We start from the raw sequence: 16,250 nt of genomic DNA, 5'->3' as shown, positions 1-16,250 counted from the left end.
TTTCTTATCATCCTATCAAAGATAGTCATCAACCAGACTATATTCATCTTCCATTAAATATTTCAAATTGCTTAAAGTGCTAGGGATTCCTGCTTTAGTGCGGCTATTTCGATGCAGTGGTTTCAACGACAAATTATAGTCTTTATTTAATAACTCAATTGAGGACGCAAAATTATGCATCGAGCCTACAAAACTAAACTCTTGAATACCAATCTCCGAAAAAAATCGTGAGTAGGTAGTTACCATATAAGGTATCGAGCGCTCTTTTATTATCCTTTCTACGATGTCAGATTGGTTTTCGATACCCTTCGATATATATAAATTATGAATGGTTTCATAGTGAGGGTGTTTCCATTGCAGATCTAGCAAATGTCCCACTAAAGACCAAATACGCTGAATGGGGTCGCGCACCCAGACCATGCTGTTAGCGTTAGGAAAAAGCTCGCTATGTCTAGGGTGAGGTTTAAAATGGCCGTGTACCACTTGTGAGCGTGCAGAAACTTGAATCGCGTTTCCTTGCCCCAGAGACCTTGCTTCGTCAGGGTGGTAAACATCAAAAACACTAGAACGACCAAATTCCCTGTAAAACATTTGGCGAAGAGAACTGCCAGCCGTTTTAGGGATGTGATATGAAAGCCACTGTATGTCTTCGGGCTGTGCTGTTCCGTATCTAAATCGAAATAGTGATGAAAGCGTTCTTATTAATGTCATAGTACATCTGAAACCTTGCTAGCGGCTCAGTATAACAGAACTTTTGTTTCTACCACACGCGGCCAAACAAAGTTTTAAATGAGTTATACATTCCAGTTTGTTATCATGAATAGCTTATAACACGGAAGGGTCACTGACTAAACGTATCCCTTTGCTAGGTTTGAGAGGAATTTAATGTTTTTAGTTTGTACAGCTGAACACTCGGTGTTGTGGGAAGCGCTGTGTAAATCTTTATCTTTGTACACGGTCAACTCAATTGCTTCTTCCGATAGTTCGAAAGTGCTTAATGTTGTCGTAAAGCCTGTAACGAAAGCAGATCTCAGCCAGCAGAAGCAGACACTAGAAAGTGCTCAGGTAGCGCTGGTTACTTTTCCCCCTGAGTTTCAACTAGCTGCAGCTTTGTGTAGTAAAGAAGAATTTACCCTACAAGCCGTGATCAACAACCTAAAAGCAACGCATTTACTTGCTGAAAGTGAATTGGTTGACCATGTGTTTTCTGTCGATAACCTAGCGAGCGATCTATGCAGTAGCGACGCAGGAAAGGCAATTGCACATTACTTTTCTGATATACAAACGCCTGACTTCTCTGTGCGTGCAATCGACAGCGCAAAGTCTATATTAAAACTAGCGCCTGAAATAAAGTCTTTATACAGCCAAATTAAACAGTTGTTCGTGACTGGTAGTGATGCTCAACCATATGCTGACTCCTCTCATAAAGATGCTGCAAACCTCCTCATAGAAAGTATGCGAGAGCTATATCAAAGCAAAGAAGAAAGCCAAATCTTAATTGAGCAATTAACTCGCACGCAGATTGAAGTTGCTAAATTAACGAGTTTGAAGCGCGCTAAAGAAGCTTCACTAGAGCAAGATATATCGGTACTAACCTCACAACTTTTTGTGTTGCAGCATCAGTTAGAAATGGGCGGAGGGCTCACTTCTTCTAATAAATCGAAAGATATCGCTGCGCAAGCCGCAAAAAACAAAGAACTAAAGCTAGAAAACGAGAAGCTTAATGCAAAGCTTAAGCGAAAGTCTCAAGCGGAAAAACAGTTGCGCTTGCAAGTCGCTGAGCTGCGCTCAATTAAACAGTCACCATCTTGGAAAGTAACTAAGGGCATAGACAAGTTGAATGCCAAAGTGAGCCGGAATGCTAAGCAACGAAGAGAGTTACTTGAGAATGTGGCTCTTGTTTACAGCAGTGATTACTTTGACGCAGATTGGTACCTTTCGACTTACAAAGATGTAAAGGAGTCTGGTGTAGACCCAGCTGAGCATTATTTGGTCTTCGGGGCAAAAGAAGGGCGACGACCCTCTACTGAGTTCGATGGAGATTGGTATTTGAAAAGAAATACTGATGTAGCTAAGTCTGGAATGAATCCACTATTACACTTTTTGAAATACGGAAAAGACGAAAAGAGAGCGCCGAACAGGTTTTCTTCTTTTTAGGCCATTTCGAATTAAAGGAACTTTATACCTATGAATAATGAGAAAGGCTCGATTATAGAGCAAGCTAGTCTTCTATTTTCTCAAGGTCAGTATGAGTTGGCCAAAGCACTGTATGAAAAGGCAGGCAAGAAGTATGGCGAGCATTTGTTTAAAGCAAATGTTTGGTTGTGTACTAAACGACTTGCGCAGCTTGAAAATGGAGAAGAAACCGTGAAAGTGCCTGCGCCGAACTTTGCAGCAAGTAGTGCCTCTTCTCCTTCATATGCAGAAGAGCAGCTAGAGGAAACTCAAGCTAACTTAGAAAAATACTACTTTGAAGCGCAGAACTTGCGCAACAAACTGTTCGATATGCAGTAAGAACAAATATCGTCATTGCCTTTTTTCAAATTTTCAAATTATAAAAGTATTGCCATGGACTTAGCACAAGATAGATTAACTGAAGTCGCATCTAGCCTAGCTGCATTTGAACTCAACCCTATTAAACGACACATAGCTGGTCGAATCGCATATATAGTTAGCCATGGTGCTAGTTATGCAAGCAACGGTTATGCAATAAGAACGCAAGGTGTAGCCGAAGCATTAAATATAAAAGGCTTTGAAACTTTGTGCTTCGTGCGCCCTGGCCGCCCATGGGAATTGGATGAAAATGTAAAGGTAAACACTCAAGAAGTTTTAAACGGCGTGCGCTATATCCATGCAGGCAAAGACGGAATTTTTCTACCTGAAAGTGAAGAAGAGTTTTTGCGTAAGTCCGTAGACTACTATGTACAAATGTTTCAGCTATTTCGCCCGCAATTTGTTATGGCTGGCAGCGATTATAAAGTAGGTTTGCCAGCCCTAGTGGCTGCTTCTCAGTTAGGCTTACCTTTTTTCAATGAGGTGAGGGGGTTTTGGGAGCTTTCTCAAGCCACTCGTCAACCTTCATATGTAGATTCAGAAGAATATGTAGCGCAGTCGGCCCGCGATACCTTCGTAGCCGCTCACTCGACGGGCGTCTTTACTTTAAATAGTACAATGAAGCAGGAATTGATTGCGCGAGGAGTACAAAGCGATGTAATTCGGTTAGTGCCTAACGGGCTCTCGAGTGTCTCTCAGTTAAATGTAACTTCACAGGAACTGCGAGAAAGTTTAGGCATAGATGCGAACGACAACGTAATAGGCTACGTTGGCAGCTTCAATTCTTACGAAGGCATTGAAGACCTTATTGAAGCTGTGGCTCAATTAAATGCGACTGAACAAACTGTGAAGTTGTTGCTTGTAGGCGATGCGTCAGCAATTACTAAACTTGGTGCAAGCAGCGATTCAGTAGATTCGGCACCTTGGCTGATAAAAACGGGAAGAGTTCCGCACGACGACGTAATAAAATACTTTTCTGTAATAGATACCATTGTTATTCCTCGTAGAAATGAGCAGGTCTGTACGATAGTACCCCCTATGAAGATAGTTGAGGCCATCTCTTTTGGTAAAAAGGTAGTGGTTTCAAATGTTCCACCGCTTCAAGAGTATGCAGATAATTATGACTCGGTATTAAGCTTTAATGCTGGCAATGTTGAAAGTCTTCTTTCAGCGCTGAAGCTCTCTGCATCTCTTCCAGTACCACAGCCTGTTACCAATTTACTCTTCTCAAATCATGTTGAAGTAATGGTAAACGAGTTTAATAAGTGGACTGAGAAAGATAACGCGAAGAAAAGCGCGTCTAACGCTGTTATGCCTAAGAGTCCTGCTTTTGATATCAAAAAGCCAAAACTTAAAGCTATTTCTATTATGGATGAAATATCTGAAGAGTGCTGGCGCTATGAAATGACAAGCTATCCAATTAGCAGGGCTAACTATGTAGAGCAAATTGCTTCATCTACGGCAAATTTTTGCTTCTTGGAAAGTTGTTGGAAAGGCAATAAGGGCACATGGGAATACGCATTTACATCACCGGGTTTGAAACACAACAATGCCCAAGCGTTGTTAGACCTAATTCCTCAAGTTAAGCAAAAAATGCCTATTGTGTTTTGGAACAAAGAAGACCCAATGCACTATGATAAGTATTTACCAATAGCTAAATATGCGGACGTTATTTTTACAACTGATTCAGAAAAAGTTGCTAGTTATAAAGCAGACGTGCCTGATGCGGATGTTTATGCCGTGCCTTTTGCCGCTCAACAGAAAATTTGCAACCCTTCAGATCGATTTAAGTCAGAGGCTGAGTCAGTTTGCTTCGCTGGCTCGTACTACGGTGTTGGCCATGACGAACGTAAACGCCAAATGGATGCGTTGCTACCATCAATTATAGAATTTGAAGGCGCTATCTATGACAGAATGTCGAAGGTAGATAGCGACAGATACAAGTTCCCGCCACAATACACACCGTTTATACGCGATGCAGTACCTTTTACCGAAGTTGTGCAGCTATACAAGCGATTTAAAGTTTTCTTGAACGTAAACACGATAGTGGAGTCACCCACAATGATGTCGCGTCGTGTTTATGAGTTGCTCGCTTGCGGCACACCTGTTGTATCTACGCCTTCAAAAGCAATTGAAGAACAGTTCCCAGGCATAGTACAAGTTGCAAAGGATGCCGATGAAGCAAATGTGATTATTGAGCGCTTGTTGACTGACGAACATTACTGGGAGAAAACGTCTCACCTCGGCTATCGAGAAGTCATGACTAAGCATACCTATGCTCACCGTTTAGTGAATATTGAAAAAGCGATAGGCATTGACAATCAGCGAGAAGAGCCACTAGTCAGCATTATTACTTGCACAAGACGGCCTGAAATGATTGATCGTATTGTCACTAATATGGCGCGCCAAAACCATTCGAATATTGAGCTCATCTTAGTACTTCAAGGGTTTAGCCAATCTCAGTCAGAAGAGCTAATCGGTAAACTGAAGTCTGTCGCTTCTAAAATTAAGCGTGTTACAGCAATGATTAATGATAGTGAAGAGACGCTGGGCGAGCGGTTTAACAAAGCGGCAGAAAAAGCGAGCGGCGAATATATCGCTAAAATGGATGATGATGACTTCTATTTCGCTAATTACCTGAAAGATATGCTAATACCGTTTACCTTTGGTGATTATGGCGTTGTAGGTAAGAAAGAGCTTTATATGTATTTATCTGGTTCTGACAAACTAATAAAACGCTTCCCGGGTAAAAAACATCAAGAAGCAGATTTTGTAGCAGGGGCTACGCTAGTATTCAAGGCTGATGTTTTTCACAAGTACAAATTTAAAGCGGTTAATAGAGGTGAAGATAGCGAGCTATTGAATCGTTTAAAGGCAGATGGCATTAAAATTTACGCCTCGGATCCTTTTAACTTCATTGTATGGAGGGGTAACGTTGAAGCTCATACTTGGGATGCAACAGATGAGTATTTCTTGACTGGCGAACAGACCGAAATCGTTGCAGACCATTTAAATGAAAATATAGTGGATTTTTAATGTTCCTACGTTAGTTCAGAGCGAACGCCAACTTATAACTATATAATCTATGAAGGATAGGTAGTGAGATTTTGTTTTGTCATTCCTTTAAAAACAACAAGAGTTTTTGAAGATAATAAGTGGGTAGATAGTGAAAAAAAGCGGGGCTTAATTCTCCTCAACTTGATGAGAACTCTCAAGTCAATCGACAATGCAGCTAGTGTCGCCGACGAAGCAATTGAGGTAACTGTATTCATAAGTGGCCATGAGAACCCGTTAGAAAGTGTTGCGCAAGATTGGAAATGTATTTCTATCTATTTCGTAGAAAATAGCTTCCCTCGACCAGCTGACAAAAGTTTGTATATGAAAGATAAGGAGTTGAAGAAAACTACTGCGTTTTCACATGTTGAGAGTTTTATCGCTCAAAGTGATAATGACAAAGCTTTTTTAATGCTCTTTGATGCTGACGATCTAGTTTCAAAAGATTTTTTTAATTATATACTGCCCACTTTTGACCAGCAGAAATGTGACGATATTGCAATTATGGCGGGTTATCTGTACGACTACAAGAATAAAACGTTTGGTTATTTGGACGGAAACGAGCGGATTTTTTACAGAAATTGTGGTTCGTCATTTGTTTCGAAGATAACGTTGGAAGATTTGCAAAGTAAAGGTTTTATACATAGGCTAAAAAATCACATCGAGTTTCATTTGCGAGCTAAAGAGGCATCACGCAAGGTTTATTTTTCATTTGATTCTTCTGTTTTATACCTTGTCAACCACGGTGAGAATGATGTTTCCGAAAGACATGGTGAATATCATATGGTTCATTTTGTGAAACATTTCAAGTGCTCCCTTGAAGAAGCTTCTTTGGCAAAAGAAAAATTTCCTCTATTAGTGTCTTAATACAGTTTAAAAACTTAGCGTGCTTATTAATTACTTTGACGAAAGTTGGTATTTAGCGACCTACCCTGATGTAGCAAATGCGGGTGTAGATGCGCTAACACACTACAAAAAATTCGGAATAAAAGAAGGGCGTCTACCTTGCGCCCTTCCAGTATTAAGTGACATAAGAGCGCTTTGGGGCGCTCCTCATTCAATCGACAATTTTTCGCTAGTTCGTTTGCGAGAGCACGTTAAAGGTGAAGGGCCTAATGGCGCCTACGCGTTAGCTAACATAGCCTCGTACTATCACTCTTTAGGAGCCTTCAAAGAGGTCATCACTTTAATAGAGAGCAATACGAAGCTACTCACTTTATTCCCAGAACTTATAGCAGAGCAGGGGGGGTATGTTGTTGCGCTTGAAAGCTACATAAAAGTAGGTGATATCAAAGGTGCCGAAAGTGCATTGCGAAGGTGGGAAGCCGTTTTCTCACCAACTGAGTCTTTAATGGCGCGCTCTTTACTCGAGCAAAAGTACGGTAAAATAAAGCGACTAAATCAGATTTACTCATCTGAACATTTGGAAAATGTAGAAATTATCGCCGAAGATCCAGCTTTGTTCGATAGCCTCGGCAGTAGTAAGGAAACAAAGCTGTTCCATAAACTTAAATCTTTTGTTTTTCCATTTCACAAGGTTTCAGTTGTTGTGCCAGTATTCAACGGGGCAACAACCGCAGAAACAGCGCTTCGTTCTTTGCGTTCACAAACCTGGGCAAATCTTGAAATAATTGTTATTGATGACTGCTCGACGGACAACACTTTTGAGCAATTAAAAGTGCTTGCGGAGCAAGATGCTAGAATCAGTGTTTTTCGAAACGATATTAATAGAGGTGCCTATTTCTCGCGTAATCGAGGCCTATTTTTAGCGACCGGTAAGTTTGTTACGGTTATGGATGCTGATGATTGGGCTCATCCTCAAAAGATAGAAAAACAAGTTTGGCCGCTCATCTGGAGGAGGAGCCTGGCGGCCTCTGTATCGCATTGGGCAAGATGTAATAGCTCGTTGGAATTTACTCGACTTAGGCCTCAAAATGGATGGGTACATAGGAATGTATCTTCCCTGATGGTGCATAGACAAATAGCTCTAGAACTAGGCGGGTGGAATAATGTTAAAGCCAATGCTGATACAGAATTTTATTATCGTCTACAAGCGCTTAAAGGTGAAAATAGCATAAGAGAGGTGCTGCCCGGTACGCCGCTTTCACTTGGAAGGGTTAGTAAGTCGTCACTTACTCAGCAGTCGAGTACACATCTTGTTACCCAGTACGGCGGTGCTAGGAAACAGTATATTGATTTTGCGAGAGCATGGCATAAAAATACAAACGATCTAAGCATAAATAGCGATGATCATAATGTAGGCTTACCTTTTCCCATCCCTCCCGTATTACTGAAAAACGCCGCTAATACCGCTAACGAAGTTAATGAAGCTAAATATAACCGTTGGCTAACGGCGTTGGACGAAGAGTGGTATTTATTGTCTAACAACGATGTTAATGCTCAAGGTATCGGTATACACGAGCATTTCTGGCAAAGCGGAGAGGCAGAAGATAGAGCGCCGTCTCCATTTTTTATACCTAGCGCTTATAAATACTGTTTTCCTCAGTATGCACAGGAAAGAAGCCCCACGTGGCATGCCTTAACAAATGGGTGGGAGTTTAATCGGCCTTTAACTCTCCAGGGAGATGTGAGAAATATGTCGGGGCGTCATGTCGTTCTTGTGGGGCATCAGGTGACATCTCAAATATTTGGAGCCGAGCGAAGCCTTCTCGATATGCTCTTCGCATTAAGCAATGCGGGGTATAAAATTACGCTTATTTTACCTTCCGCGATTAATACAGACTATATCGACAAGTGCAGTCAACTAGTTGATACTATTAAGTTCTTACCTCTCCCATGGTTTAACGAATCACGCAAAACAAGCGCTGCACTCGTAAATTACCTGTCTAAGTACTTTAAGGAAAACGCTGTAGTTGCCGTATATGTAAATACAATAGTTATGCATGAACCGCTAATTGCTGCAAAACAAAGTAACATTCCGAGCATCGTTCATGTTCGAGAGCTGCCTGAATACGACCCTGATTTAATGAAGATACTTGGCGAAACTCCGGAAGAATGTAGAGAACGGTTGCTAAAAAACAGTGAGTTCTTTATCGCCAACTCTAAAAAAACTGAGAGTTGGCTGAATGTGCCCCATCGTACATCTGTTGTTTATAACAAGGTCTCGTCGCCGGAATTAATCAAGGAGATTATGTCTGAAAAAGTACTTAACGTGTGTATGGTCAGCAGTAATATAAAGAAAAAAGGCGTGAACGACTTTTTTGAAGTAGCAAGCTTGTGCAAAATAAATGGTGGTATCCAATTTAACTTATACGGCCCCATTACTGACGAAGTCAAAAAAGCACAAAAAGAATTAGATACGAAAAATATAAAGATTCATGGGTATGTTTCGGACGTGAATGCTGCGATGCAGCAAAACCATGTTGTGCTTTCACTGTCTTGGTTTGAAGAGTCTTTTGGTCGAACTGTGGCTGAGGCAATGTTAAACGAACGAGTGGTTGTTGCATATGATTGGGGCGCTGTTCCAGAGTTAATAGACCAGGAGACAGGTATTCTGGTCGAATATAAGAATGTTAAAGCGATAGCCAATGCACTTGAGCACCTCCAGAAAAATAATGAATCACTAACTGAAATAGCAAAAAAAGCTAGAGTTAGTGCGCTTAGGCGCTTCTCTGGTGATGTTTATAATTCAAAGCTTAATGAAGCCCTAGAAACATTTTTGTGTAAATCATAGAGTTATGTGTCAAACATGTTTAATTCTGATTTTAGTAGTCGCGCTTAGTTGCCTTGGTGATGAGTTGCTTTAGAATATGCGCAGAAACTTAATAATAAATAACTCGCGAAGTACGGAGTATGAAGGATGTGTGGAATAGTAGGCGCAGTAGCCGAAAGGAATGTGGTTGAAATACTACTAGAAGGATTAAAAAGGTTAGAGTACAGAGGATATGATTCTGCTGGCGTAGCTTTGTTGGACAAGGATGGTAATTTAAAGCGCATTCGCAAAGTAGGTAAGGTCAAAAACTTAGCTGAAGCTGTAGAAGGTGAAACAGCTCTGGGGACCACGGGGATTGCCCACACAAGATGGGCTACTCATGGTGGCGTGACTGAATACAATGCGCACCCACACTTTTCTTCAAGCCGTGTTGCGGTAGTGCACAATGGTATTATCGAAAATTACGTTTCGTTGCGTAAGAACCTTTCTGAAAAAGGGTACACCTTTTCAAGCGATACTGACACCGAGACCATTGCGCATGTAGTTCACGAAATGCTTAACGACGGTAAGTCTTTATTAGAAGCTGTTCAGAGTGCAGTAACGCATTTTACTGGGGCATATGGAACAGTAGTTATCGATAAAGAAGACCCGGATAAAATGGTAGTAGCGCGTTCAGGTAGTCCTTTAGTCATCGGTCTTGGTTTAGGTGAAAACTTTATAGCTTCAGATCAATTAGCATTACTACCTGTAACACGCCGCTTTATCTTTTTAGAAGAAGGTGACGTAGCGGAAGTTACCCGTAGAGAAGTAACGATCTTTGATAAAACTGGTGCTCGGGTAGAACGCGAAATTATCGAATCGACAGTTGAGCATGATGCGGGTGACAAAGCTGGTTACCGCCACTACATGCTAAAAGAAATTTACGAGCAGCCTGCGGTTATTCGAAATGCGCTTCAAGATAGAGTGGATAATGTTCACAACATTGATGCGCTATTTGGCGATGGCGCAGAAGACATCTTAAAACAAATTAAGCATGTGCAAATTATCGCATGTGGCACAAGTTATCATGCTGGAATGACTGCGCGATATTGGCTGGAAGAGCATGCAAATGTTTCTTGTTCAGTAGAGATAGCTTCAGAATTTAGGTATCGCAAGTCAGCCGTTCATCAAAACAGTTTGCTTGTCACGATTTCTCAAAGTGGAGAGACAGCAGATACATTAGCAGCATTACGCCTAGCTAAAGAATTGGGATACATGTCTGCACTTACAATTTGTAATGTGCCAGGGTCATCGTTAGTACGCGAATCAGATCTTGCATTCATGACTCTTGCCGGTGCTGAAATTGGCGTTGCATCGACCAAAGCGTTTACAACTCAGCTCACAGCGTTTTTAATGCTTACATTAGCACTAGGCAAATTTAATGGCATGTCTAGTGAAAAGGCGGGCTCAATAATTACTGCGATTAAAACCCTTCCTGGCAAGATTGAGGAGGCTCTCAGCACTGCCGATGCTATCGAGACACTTGCAGAAGAGTTTGCAGACAAAAACCATAGCTTGTTCTTAGGGCGCGGCGCTCAATATCCGATTGCAATGGAAGGCGCGCTTAAACTAAAAGAGATTTCATACATTCATGCTGAAGCTTATGCATCAGGAGAGCTCAAGCATGGCCCTTTAGCGTTGATAGATGATGAAATGCCTGTCATCGTGGTTGCACCAAATGATGAGTTACTTGAGAAGTTAAAATCTAATGTTGAAGAAGTACGTGCTAGAGGCGGTATTATGTACGTATTTGCGGATGCTGACGCACACTTTGAAAGTGACGAAACAATGCGCGTTATTGATATCCCACATTGTGAAGATATTATTGCCCCCATTGTTTACACTATTCCTTTACAGCTTCTCTCTTACTATGTAGCCCTGATCAAAGGGACTGATGTTGACCAGCCACGAAACTTAGCCAAGTCAGTTACAGTAGAATAGCGCTAATGTCTTGATAATCGGCCATGACTTTTTAAGTTGTGGCCTTTCGTTTTTTAGGAAGTAAGAATGTCTCAAAAATATTTTGGCACTGATGGAATTCGCGGAAAAGTGGGCGAATTTCCAATGACCCCCGATTTTGTAATGAAACTTGGTTGGGCTGCAGGTGTAGTCTTAGCGGCGGACGGCACAAAAGAGGTACTAGTAGGAAAGGATACACGCGCCAGTGGCTACATGCTGGAGTCTGCACTGGAAGCAGGTTTGTCAGCGGCCGGGGTGAATATTGCTTTGGCGGGGCCTATCCCCACACCGGCAGTGGCTTATTTAGCTTCTACGTTTAGGGCTGACGCTGGCGTAGTTATTAGTGCATCTCATAACCCCTATTACGATAACGGTATTAAGTTTTTTGGCCGTAGCGGAGCTAAACTAGGAAGTGAGCAGCAGCAAGCTATCGAAGAGAAGTTACAATATGCGCTTGAACATGGTATTGAATGTGTCGACTCTGAGCATTTAGGTAAAGCACGAAGAGTTGAAGACGCTGCAGGTCGTTATATCGAGTTTTGTAAAGGTACCTTTTCGAGTGAACTTAGTTTGGAAGGGCTTACAATTGTTGTCGATAGTGCCAACGGTGCAGCATATAAAGTCGCGCCTAGTGTATTCGAAGAGCTTGGTGCAAAAGTGATAAATATTGCGAACACACCAAATGGCATAAACATTAACAATGACTGCGGTGCCACTTCTTTAGACTCTTTAAGTAAAGCGGTAACAACTAATAAAGCCGACTTAGGCATTGCTGTGGATGGAGATGCAGACAGAATTATGTTTGTTGATTCACAAGGCGAAGTAGTCGACGGAGATGAAATTCTCTTTTTAATGGCTCGTGAAGCAAAGCAAGCAGGCTACAAAGGCGGTGTCGTTGGCACGCTAATGAGCAACTTAGGCCTTGAACTAGCTTTAAAAGAACTAGATATACCTTTCGTAAGAACGAAAGTGGGTGACAGGTATGTCGTTGAAAAGCTTAAAGAGACTGGCTGGCGAATTGGTGGTGAAACTTCGGGGCATATTCTCAATTTGGATTACGCTTTTACCGGCGATGCAATAATAGCCGCGCTTCAAATTTTGACAGTGGTAGTGAAAAGCGAGTATCCCTTGCATGAATTGAAGTCAGGAATGACAAAACTTCCTCAATGCATGGTGAATGTTCGTCATAGCGACCTAGATTCAGTGCTTGATTTAGATGTAGTAAAAGATGAGGTCAGTCGCGTAGAAGAATCATTAGGTAAGGACGGACGTCTGGTTCTTAGGAAATCTGGTACAGAACCGTTAATTCGAGTAATGATTGAAGCAAAAAATGGAGAAACTGCTGCCGCGCTGGCAAATAGTTTGTCAGAGGTAATTCGAGCAAATTAGTAAGGACAGAAAATGAAACGTAAGGGCATAATTTTAGCAGGTGGTTCTGGCACTCGATTGCACCCATTGACGAAAGTGGTGAGCAAGCAACTGATGCCGGTTTACGATAAGCCGATGATATATTATCCCCTGGCTACGCTTATGATGTCTGGGATAAAGGATATTTTAATTATCACAACACCAGAAGAGCAGAGTCGTTTCATTGAGCTTATCGGCGATGGGAGCGAACTGGGAATTAATGTTCAATATGCAGTTCAGCCTTCACCTGATGGCTTGGCTCAAGCATTTCTTATAGGTGATAGCTTTATTGGTAATGATTGTTGCACGCTCATTCTTGGTGACAACATCTATTATGGACATGACCTAAAGCGCTCTCTCCAGAGCGCTTATAACCAAGAGCAGGGCGCTACTGTATTCGGTTACCATGTCAATGACCCAGAACGCTATGGTGTAGTTAGCTTCGATGATGACTGGAACGCCCTTTCTATTGAAGAGAAGCCTGCTGTTCCCAAATCTAATTACGCAGTTACAGGGCTCTACTACTACGACAACAGAGTTGTTGATTTCGCGAAAGAGGTAAAACCATCTCCTCGTGGTGAGCTTGAGATTACCGATCTAAACAATCTTTATCTAAAAGATGGCTCTCTTAAAGTTGAGTTAATGGGACGGGGTTCAGCCTGGCTTGATACGGGCACTCTAGATTCTTTACTTGATGCCGCAAACTTTGTGGCTGCAATAGAAAAGCGCCAGGGCTTAAAAGTATGCTGCCCAGAAGAGGTGGCTTACAGAATGGGTTATATCAACGCTGAGCAGCTAGAAAAGCTTGCAGCTCCACTTAAGAAGAGCGGTTATGGTGATTACCTATTGAAAGTTCTTAAAGACAGAGTAAAAGTTTAACCTATATTCAAGTTATAGAAGGTGGCATTGCCACCTTTCTTCTTATATTCATTTGCACGTTAGTACGGAAAGTAAATGCAAGTAATCAAGACAGATATCCCTGACGTTATAATTATTGAACCGAAAGTGTTTGGCGATGAGCGCGGCTTCTTTCTAGAAACCTTTCGTACCGATTGGTTTAAAAAAGAATGCGCAGATGTAGACTTTGTTCAAGATAACCATTCTAAATCTCGCCAAGGTATTCTTCGTGGCCTTCATTACCAGATGGAGCAAACCCAAGGTAAGTTAGTACGAGTAGTTAGCGGCGAAGTGTACGATGTAGCCGTAGATATGCGTAAAGACTCACCAACTTATGGTAAATGGGTTGGGGTAATACTTTCTGCTGGGAACAAGCGTCAGCTTTGGGTGCCTGCAGGCTTTGCGCATGGCTTTTACGTCACCAGTGAATCAGCAGAGTTTGTGTACAAGTGTACTGATTACTACCACCCAGATTCTGAGGTGTCGGTTAAGTATGACGACCCTACATTAAATATCGCTTGGCCGTTGGTAAACGGTGAGAAACCTTCGCTGTCTGGTAAAGACGAAGCGGGTTTAGCATTTGTAGACGCTCCTACATTCTAATTGTTATTGGGGCTTTTTGTGGGTAATAGCAATTAATGAATATTGTAATTATAGGCAAGTCTGGTCAGCTAGCATTTGAGCTTTCTCGTGAACTAAAAAATAGCGATCATCAAGTTACACTGTTGGGGCGCGATGATATTGATATTACAAATAGCGATATCATTGAAGCTTCTTTAGCCCCTCTATCACCAGATGTTTTGATTAACGCGTCAGCGTACACCGCTGTTGATAAAGCTGAAGAAGACACGGAAGCGTGTAATGCCATTAATGCCATTGCCGTTAAGAATTTGGCGAATTTCTGCAAAGCACATGGCGCTTTTATGGTGCATGTGTCGACCGACTATGTGTTTAACGGTCACAAAGGTTCACCTTATTTAACAGACGACCCTATTGAACCTCAGGGTGTGTATGGCAAATCAAAAGCGGAAGGCGAAAAAGCCCTGCTTGAAATTTTACCAAAGGCTAGCTGCCTAATTCGAACCGCTTGGGTTTATTCATCTCATGGCAATAACTTTGTGAAAACCATGCTGCGCTTAATGGCGGATAAACCACAGCTTTCTGTTATAGACGATCAAATTGGTACACCTACCTGGGCTAAAGGGTTGGCCGAAGTGTGTGTATCGGCTGCTGAAAATAAAGCAGCGGGTGTCTATCATTGGACCGACGAGGGCGTAGCAAGTTGGTACGATTTTGCTATAGCTATTCAAGAGCTTGGAATTGAAAAAGGGTTACTCAGTAGTGCTATTCCAGTATTACCAATTCCCTCTAGCCAGTACCCAACCCCAGCGAAGCGCCCGCACTATAGCGTGTTGGATAAACAAACTGCGCGCGAAGTATTTACTTCGTGCAAGCCCGCTCACTGGCGAAAGCAGTTGTCCGATATGCTTGATGAATTGAAAGCCTAAATGGTCTAAATAGAATTATACTTTTGGTAAATAAAATGAGTAAAACAATTTTAGTAACAGGTGGTGCAGGATTCATTGGCTCTGCAGTAGTACGCCATCTTATCAACGATACAGACCATACTGTAGTCAATTTGGATAAATTGACCTATGCGGGCAATTTAGAGTCATTAACATCAATTTCAAATAGCGACCGCTATAGCTTTGAGCAAGTTGATATTTGTGATGCTGAAGAAGTAAAGCGCGTGTTCAATACGCACCAGCCCGATATTATTATGCACCTAGCGGCCGAGTCACATGTAGACCGTTCTATCGACGGCCCAGGCGAATTTATTCAGACTAATGTAGTTGGCACGTACACCTTACTTGAACAAGCAAGAGCGTATTGGTCTGTACTAGAAGGCGATAAGAAAGCAGGCTTTAAGTTCCATCATATCTCTACCGATGAAGTATACGGTGACCTTCCTCACCCAGATGAGGTTGAACCAGGAACAGAGCTTCCACTCTTTACAGAAACTACCCCGTATGCACCTAGCTCCCCTTATTCAGCAAGTAAAGCGAGCTCAGATCAGCTAGTGCGTTCGTGGCTTCGTACATATAAGTTACCCACACTAGTTACTAACTGCTCGAATAACTACGGGCCGTATCACTTCCCGGAAAAGCTTATTCCGTTGGTTATTCTAAATGCGCTAGCTGGAAAGCCACTTCCTGTATATGGTAAAGGTAATCAAATTCGCGATTGGTTGTATGTTGAAGACCACGCACGTGCATTGGTGGTGGTGGCGCTTAATGGTGAGATTGGTGAAACCTATAATATTGGTGGCCACAACGAAAAGCAGAACATTGAAGTGGTGCAAACTATTTGCTCAATTTTGGATGAAGTTAAACCAAAAGAGACTAAATACGCTGATCAAATTACCTACGTACAAGACCGCCCTGGCCACGATATGCGCTATGCCATCGATGCTAGCAAAATTGAGCGTGAATTAGGGTGGAAGCCACAAGAAACTTTCGAAAGTGGCATTCGCAAAACTGTTGAATGGTATTTAACGAATGAAGGCTGGTGGAAAGCTGTCCTTGATGGAAGTTACCAAGGTGAACGCTTAGGTACTGGTAGCTAATACCCATACAAGTTTACAAGTGTTAAACTAATAAGCCGCTTT

Annotated in this window: 12 protein-coding genes; 11 read left to right on the top strand and 1 reads right to left on the bottom strand. The window is 42.0% G+C overall.

What is annotated here, in order from left to right; genetic code table 11:
- Nucleotides 1-15: 15 nt before the first annotated feature.
- Nucleotides 16-711 (bottom strand): sulfotransferase family 2 domain-containing protein, encoded by a 696-nt coding sequence (locus F0261_RS05150; RefSeq protein ID WP_171337385.1) that lies wholly within the window; start codon nucleotides 709-711, stop codon nucleotides 16-18.
- Nucleotides 712-885: 174 nt separating this feature from the next.
- On the opposite strand from F0261_RS05150, the gene F0261_RS05145 reads away from it, so the two are divergent.
- From F0261_RS05145 to rfbB, 11 genes are all read left to right on the top strand, one after another.
- Nucleotides 886-2,157, top strand: coding sequence for a hypothetical protein (locus F0261_RS05145; RefSeq protein ID WP_171337384.1), 1,272 nt, complete (start codon nucleotides 886-888; stop codon nucleotides 2,155-2,157).
- Nucleotides 2,158-2,187: 30 nt separating this feature from the next.
- On the top strand, nucleotides 2,188-2,514 hold the full coding sequence (locus F0261_RS05140) for a hypothetical protein (protein WP_171337383.1): 327 nt from the start codon (nucleotides 2,188-2,190) through the stop codon (nucleotides 2,512-2,514).
- Between the two features lie 54 nt (nucleotides 2,515-2,568).
- Complete coding sequence (locus F0261_RS05135) at nucleotides 2,569-5,589, top strand: glycosyltransferase (RefSeq protein ID WP_171337382.1); 3,021 nt, start codon at nucleotides 2,569-2,571, stop codon at nucleotides 5,587-5,589.
- A gap of 63 nt (nucleotides 5,590-5,652) precedes the next feature.
- Nucleotides 5,653-6,474, top strand: a complete 822-nt coding sequence (locus tag F0261_RS05130) for a hypothetical protein (RefSeq protein WP_171337381.1) — start codon at nucleotides 5,653-5,655, stop codon at nucleotides 6,472-6,474.
- 484 nt (nucleotides 6,475-6,958) lie between these two features.
- Nucleotides 6,959-9,301, top strand: a complete 2,343-nt coding sequence (locus F0261_RS05125; protein ID WP_171337380.1) for a glycosyltransferase — start codon at nucleotides 6,959-6,961, stop codon at nucleotides 9,299-9,301.
- Between the two features lie 126 nt (nucleotides 9,302-9,427).
- A complete protein-coding gene (gene glmS, locus F0261_RS05120) occupies nucleotides 9,428-11,260 on the top strand; it encodes a glutamine--fructose-6-phosphate transaminase (isomerizing) (RefSeq protein WP_171337379.1) in 1,833 nt (610 codons plus the stop codon).
- Between the two features lie 66 nt (nucleotides 11,261-11,326).
- Nucleotides 11,327-12,667 (top strand): phosphoglucosamine mutase, encoded by a 1,341-nt coding sequence (gene glmM, locus F0261_RS05115; protein ID WP_171337378.1) that lies wholly within the window; start codon nucleotides 11,327-11,329, stop codon nucleotides 12,665-12,667.
- A gap of 12 nt (nucleotides 12,668-12,679) precedes the next feature.
- A complete protein-coding gene (gene rfbA, locus F0261_RS05110) occupies nucleotides 12,680-13,564 on the top strand; it encodes a glucose-1-phosphate thymidylyltransferase RfbA (protein ID WP_171337377.1) in 885 nt (294 codons plus the stop codon).
- Nucleotides 13,565-13,639: 75 nt separating this feature from the next.
- Nucleotides 13,640-14,185, top strand: a complete 546-nt coding sequence (gene rfbC / locus F0261_RS05105) for a dTDP-4-dehydrorhamnose 3,5-epimerase (protein ID WP_171337376.1) — start codon at nucleotides 13,640-13,642, stop codon at nucleotides 14,183-14,185.
- 35 nt (nucleotides 14,186-14,220) lie between these two features.
- Entirely contained in the window at nucleotides 14,221-15,090 is an 870-nt protein-coding gene (gene rfbD / locus F0261_RS05100; protein ID WP_171337375.1) for a dTDP-4-dehydrorhamnose reductase, read from the top strand.
- Nucleotides 15,091-15,125: 35 nt separating this feature from the next.
- Nucleotides 15,126-16,208 (top strand): dTDP-glucose 4,6-dehydratase, encoded by a 1,083-nt coding sequence (gene rfbB, locus F0261_RS05095; RefSeq protein WP_171337374.1) that lies wholly within the window; start codon nucleotides 15,126-15,128, stop codon nucleotides 16,206-16,208.
- Nucleotides 16,209-16,250: the final 42 nt, after the last annotated feature.

The organism is Alteromonas sp. 07-89-2, assembly GCF_013113925.1.
GTDB classification, from domain to species: domain Bacteria; phylum Pseudomonadota; class Gammaproteobacteria; order Enterobacterales; family Alteromonadaceae; genus Alteromonas; species Alteromonas macleodii.
This window is presented reverse-complemented; position numbering and strand designations above follow the sequence as displayed.

Bases quoted from the DNA above. Each gene is read 5' to 3' on its own strand.
- glmM (WP_171337378.1), top strand. From the start codon at position 11,327: ATGTCTCAAAAATATTTTGGCACTGATGGAATTCGCGGAAAAGTGGGC.
- rfbD (WP_171337375.1), top strand. From the start codon at position 14,221: ATGAATATTGTAATTATAGGCAAGTCTGGTCAGCTAGCATTTGAGCTT.
- F0261_RS05135 (WP_171337382.1), top strand. From the start codon at position 2,569: ATGGACTTAGCACAAGATAGATTAACTGAAGTCGCATCTAGCCTAGCT.
- F0261_RS05140 (WP_171337383.1), top strand. From the start codon at position 2,188: ATGAATAATGAGAAAGGCTCGATTATAGAGCAAGCTAGTCTTCTATTT.
- rfbA (WP_171337377.1), top strand. From the start codon at position 12,680: ATGAAACGTAAGGGCATAATTTTAGCAGGTGGTTCTGGCACTCGATTG.
- F0261_RS05125 (WP_171337380.1), top strand. From the start codon at position 6,959: ATGGCGCGCTCTTTACTCGAGCAAAAGTACGGTAAAATAAAGCGACTA.
- rfbB (WP_171337374.1), top strand. From the start codon at position 15,126: ATGAGTAAAACAATTTTAGTAACAGGTGGTGCAGGATTCATTGGCTCT.
- F0261_RS05150 (WP_171337385.1), bottom strand. From the start codon at position 711: ATGACATTAATAAGAACGCTTTCATCACTATTTCGATTTAGATACGGA.
- glmS (WP_171337379.1), top strand. From the start codon at position 9,428: ATGTGTGGAATAGTAGGCGCAGTAGCCGAAAGGAATGTGGTTGAAATA.
- rfbC (WP_171337376.1), top strand. From the start codon at position 13,640: ATGCAAGTAATCAAGACAGATATCCCTGACGTTATAATTATTGAACCG.
- F0261_RS05145 (WP_171337384.1), top strand. From the start codon at position 886: ATGTTTTTAGTTTGTACAGCTGAACACTCGGTGTTGTGGGAAGCGCTG.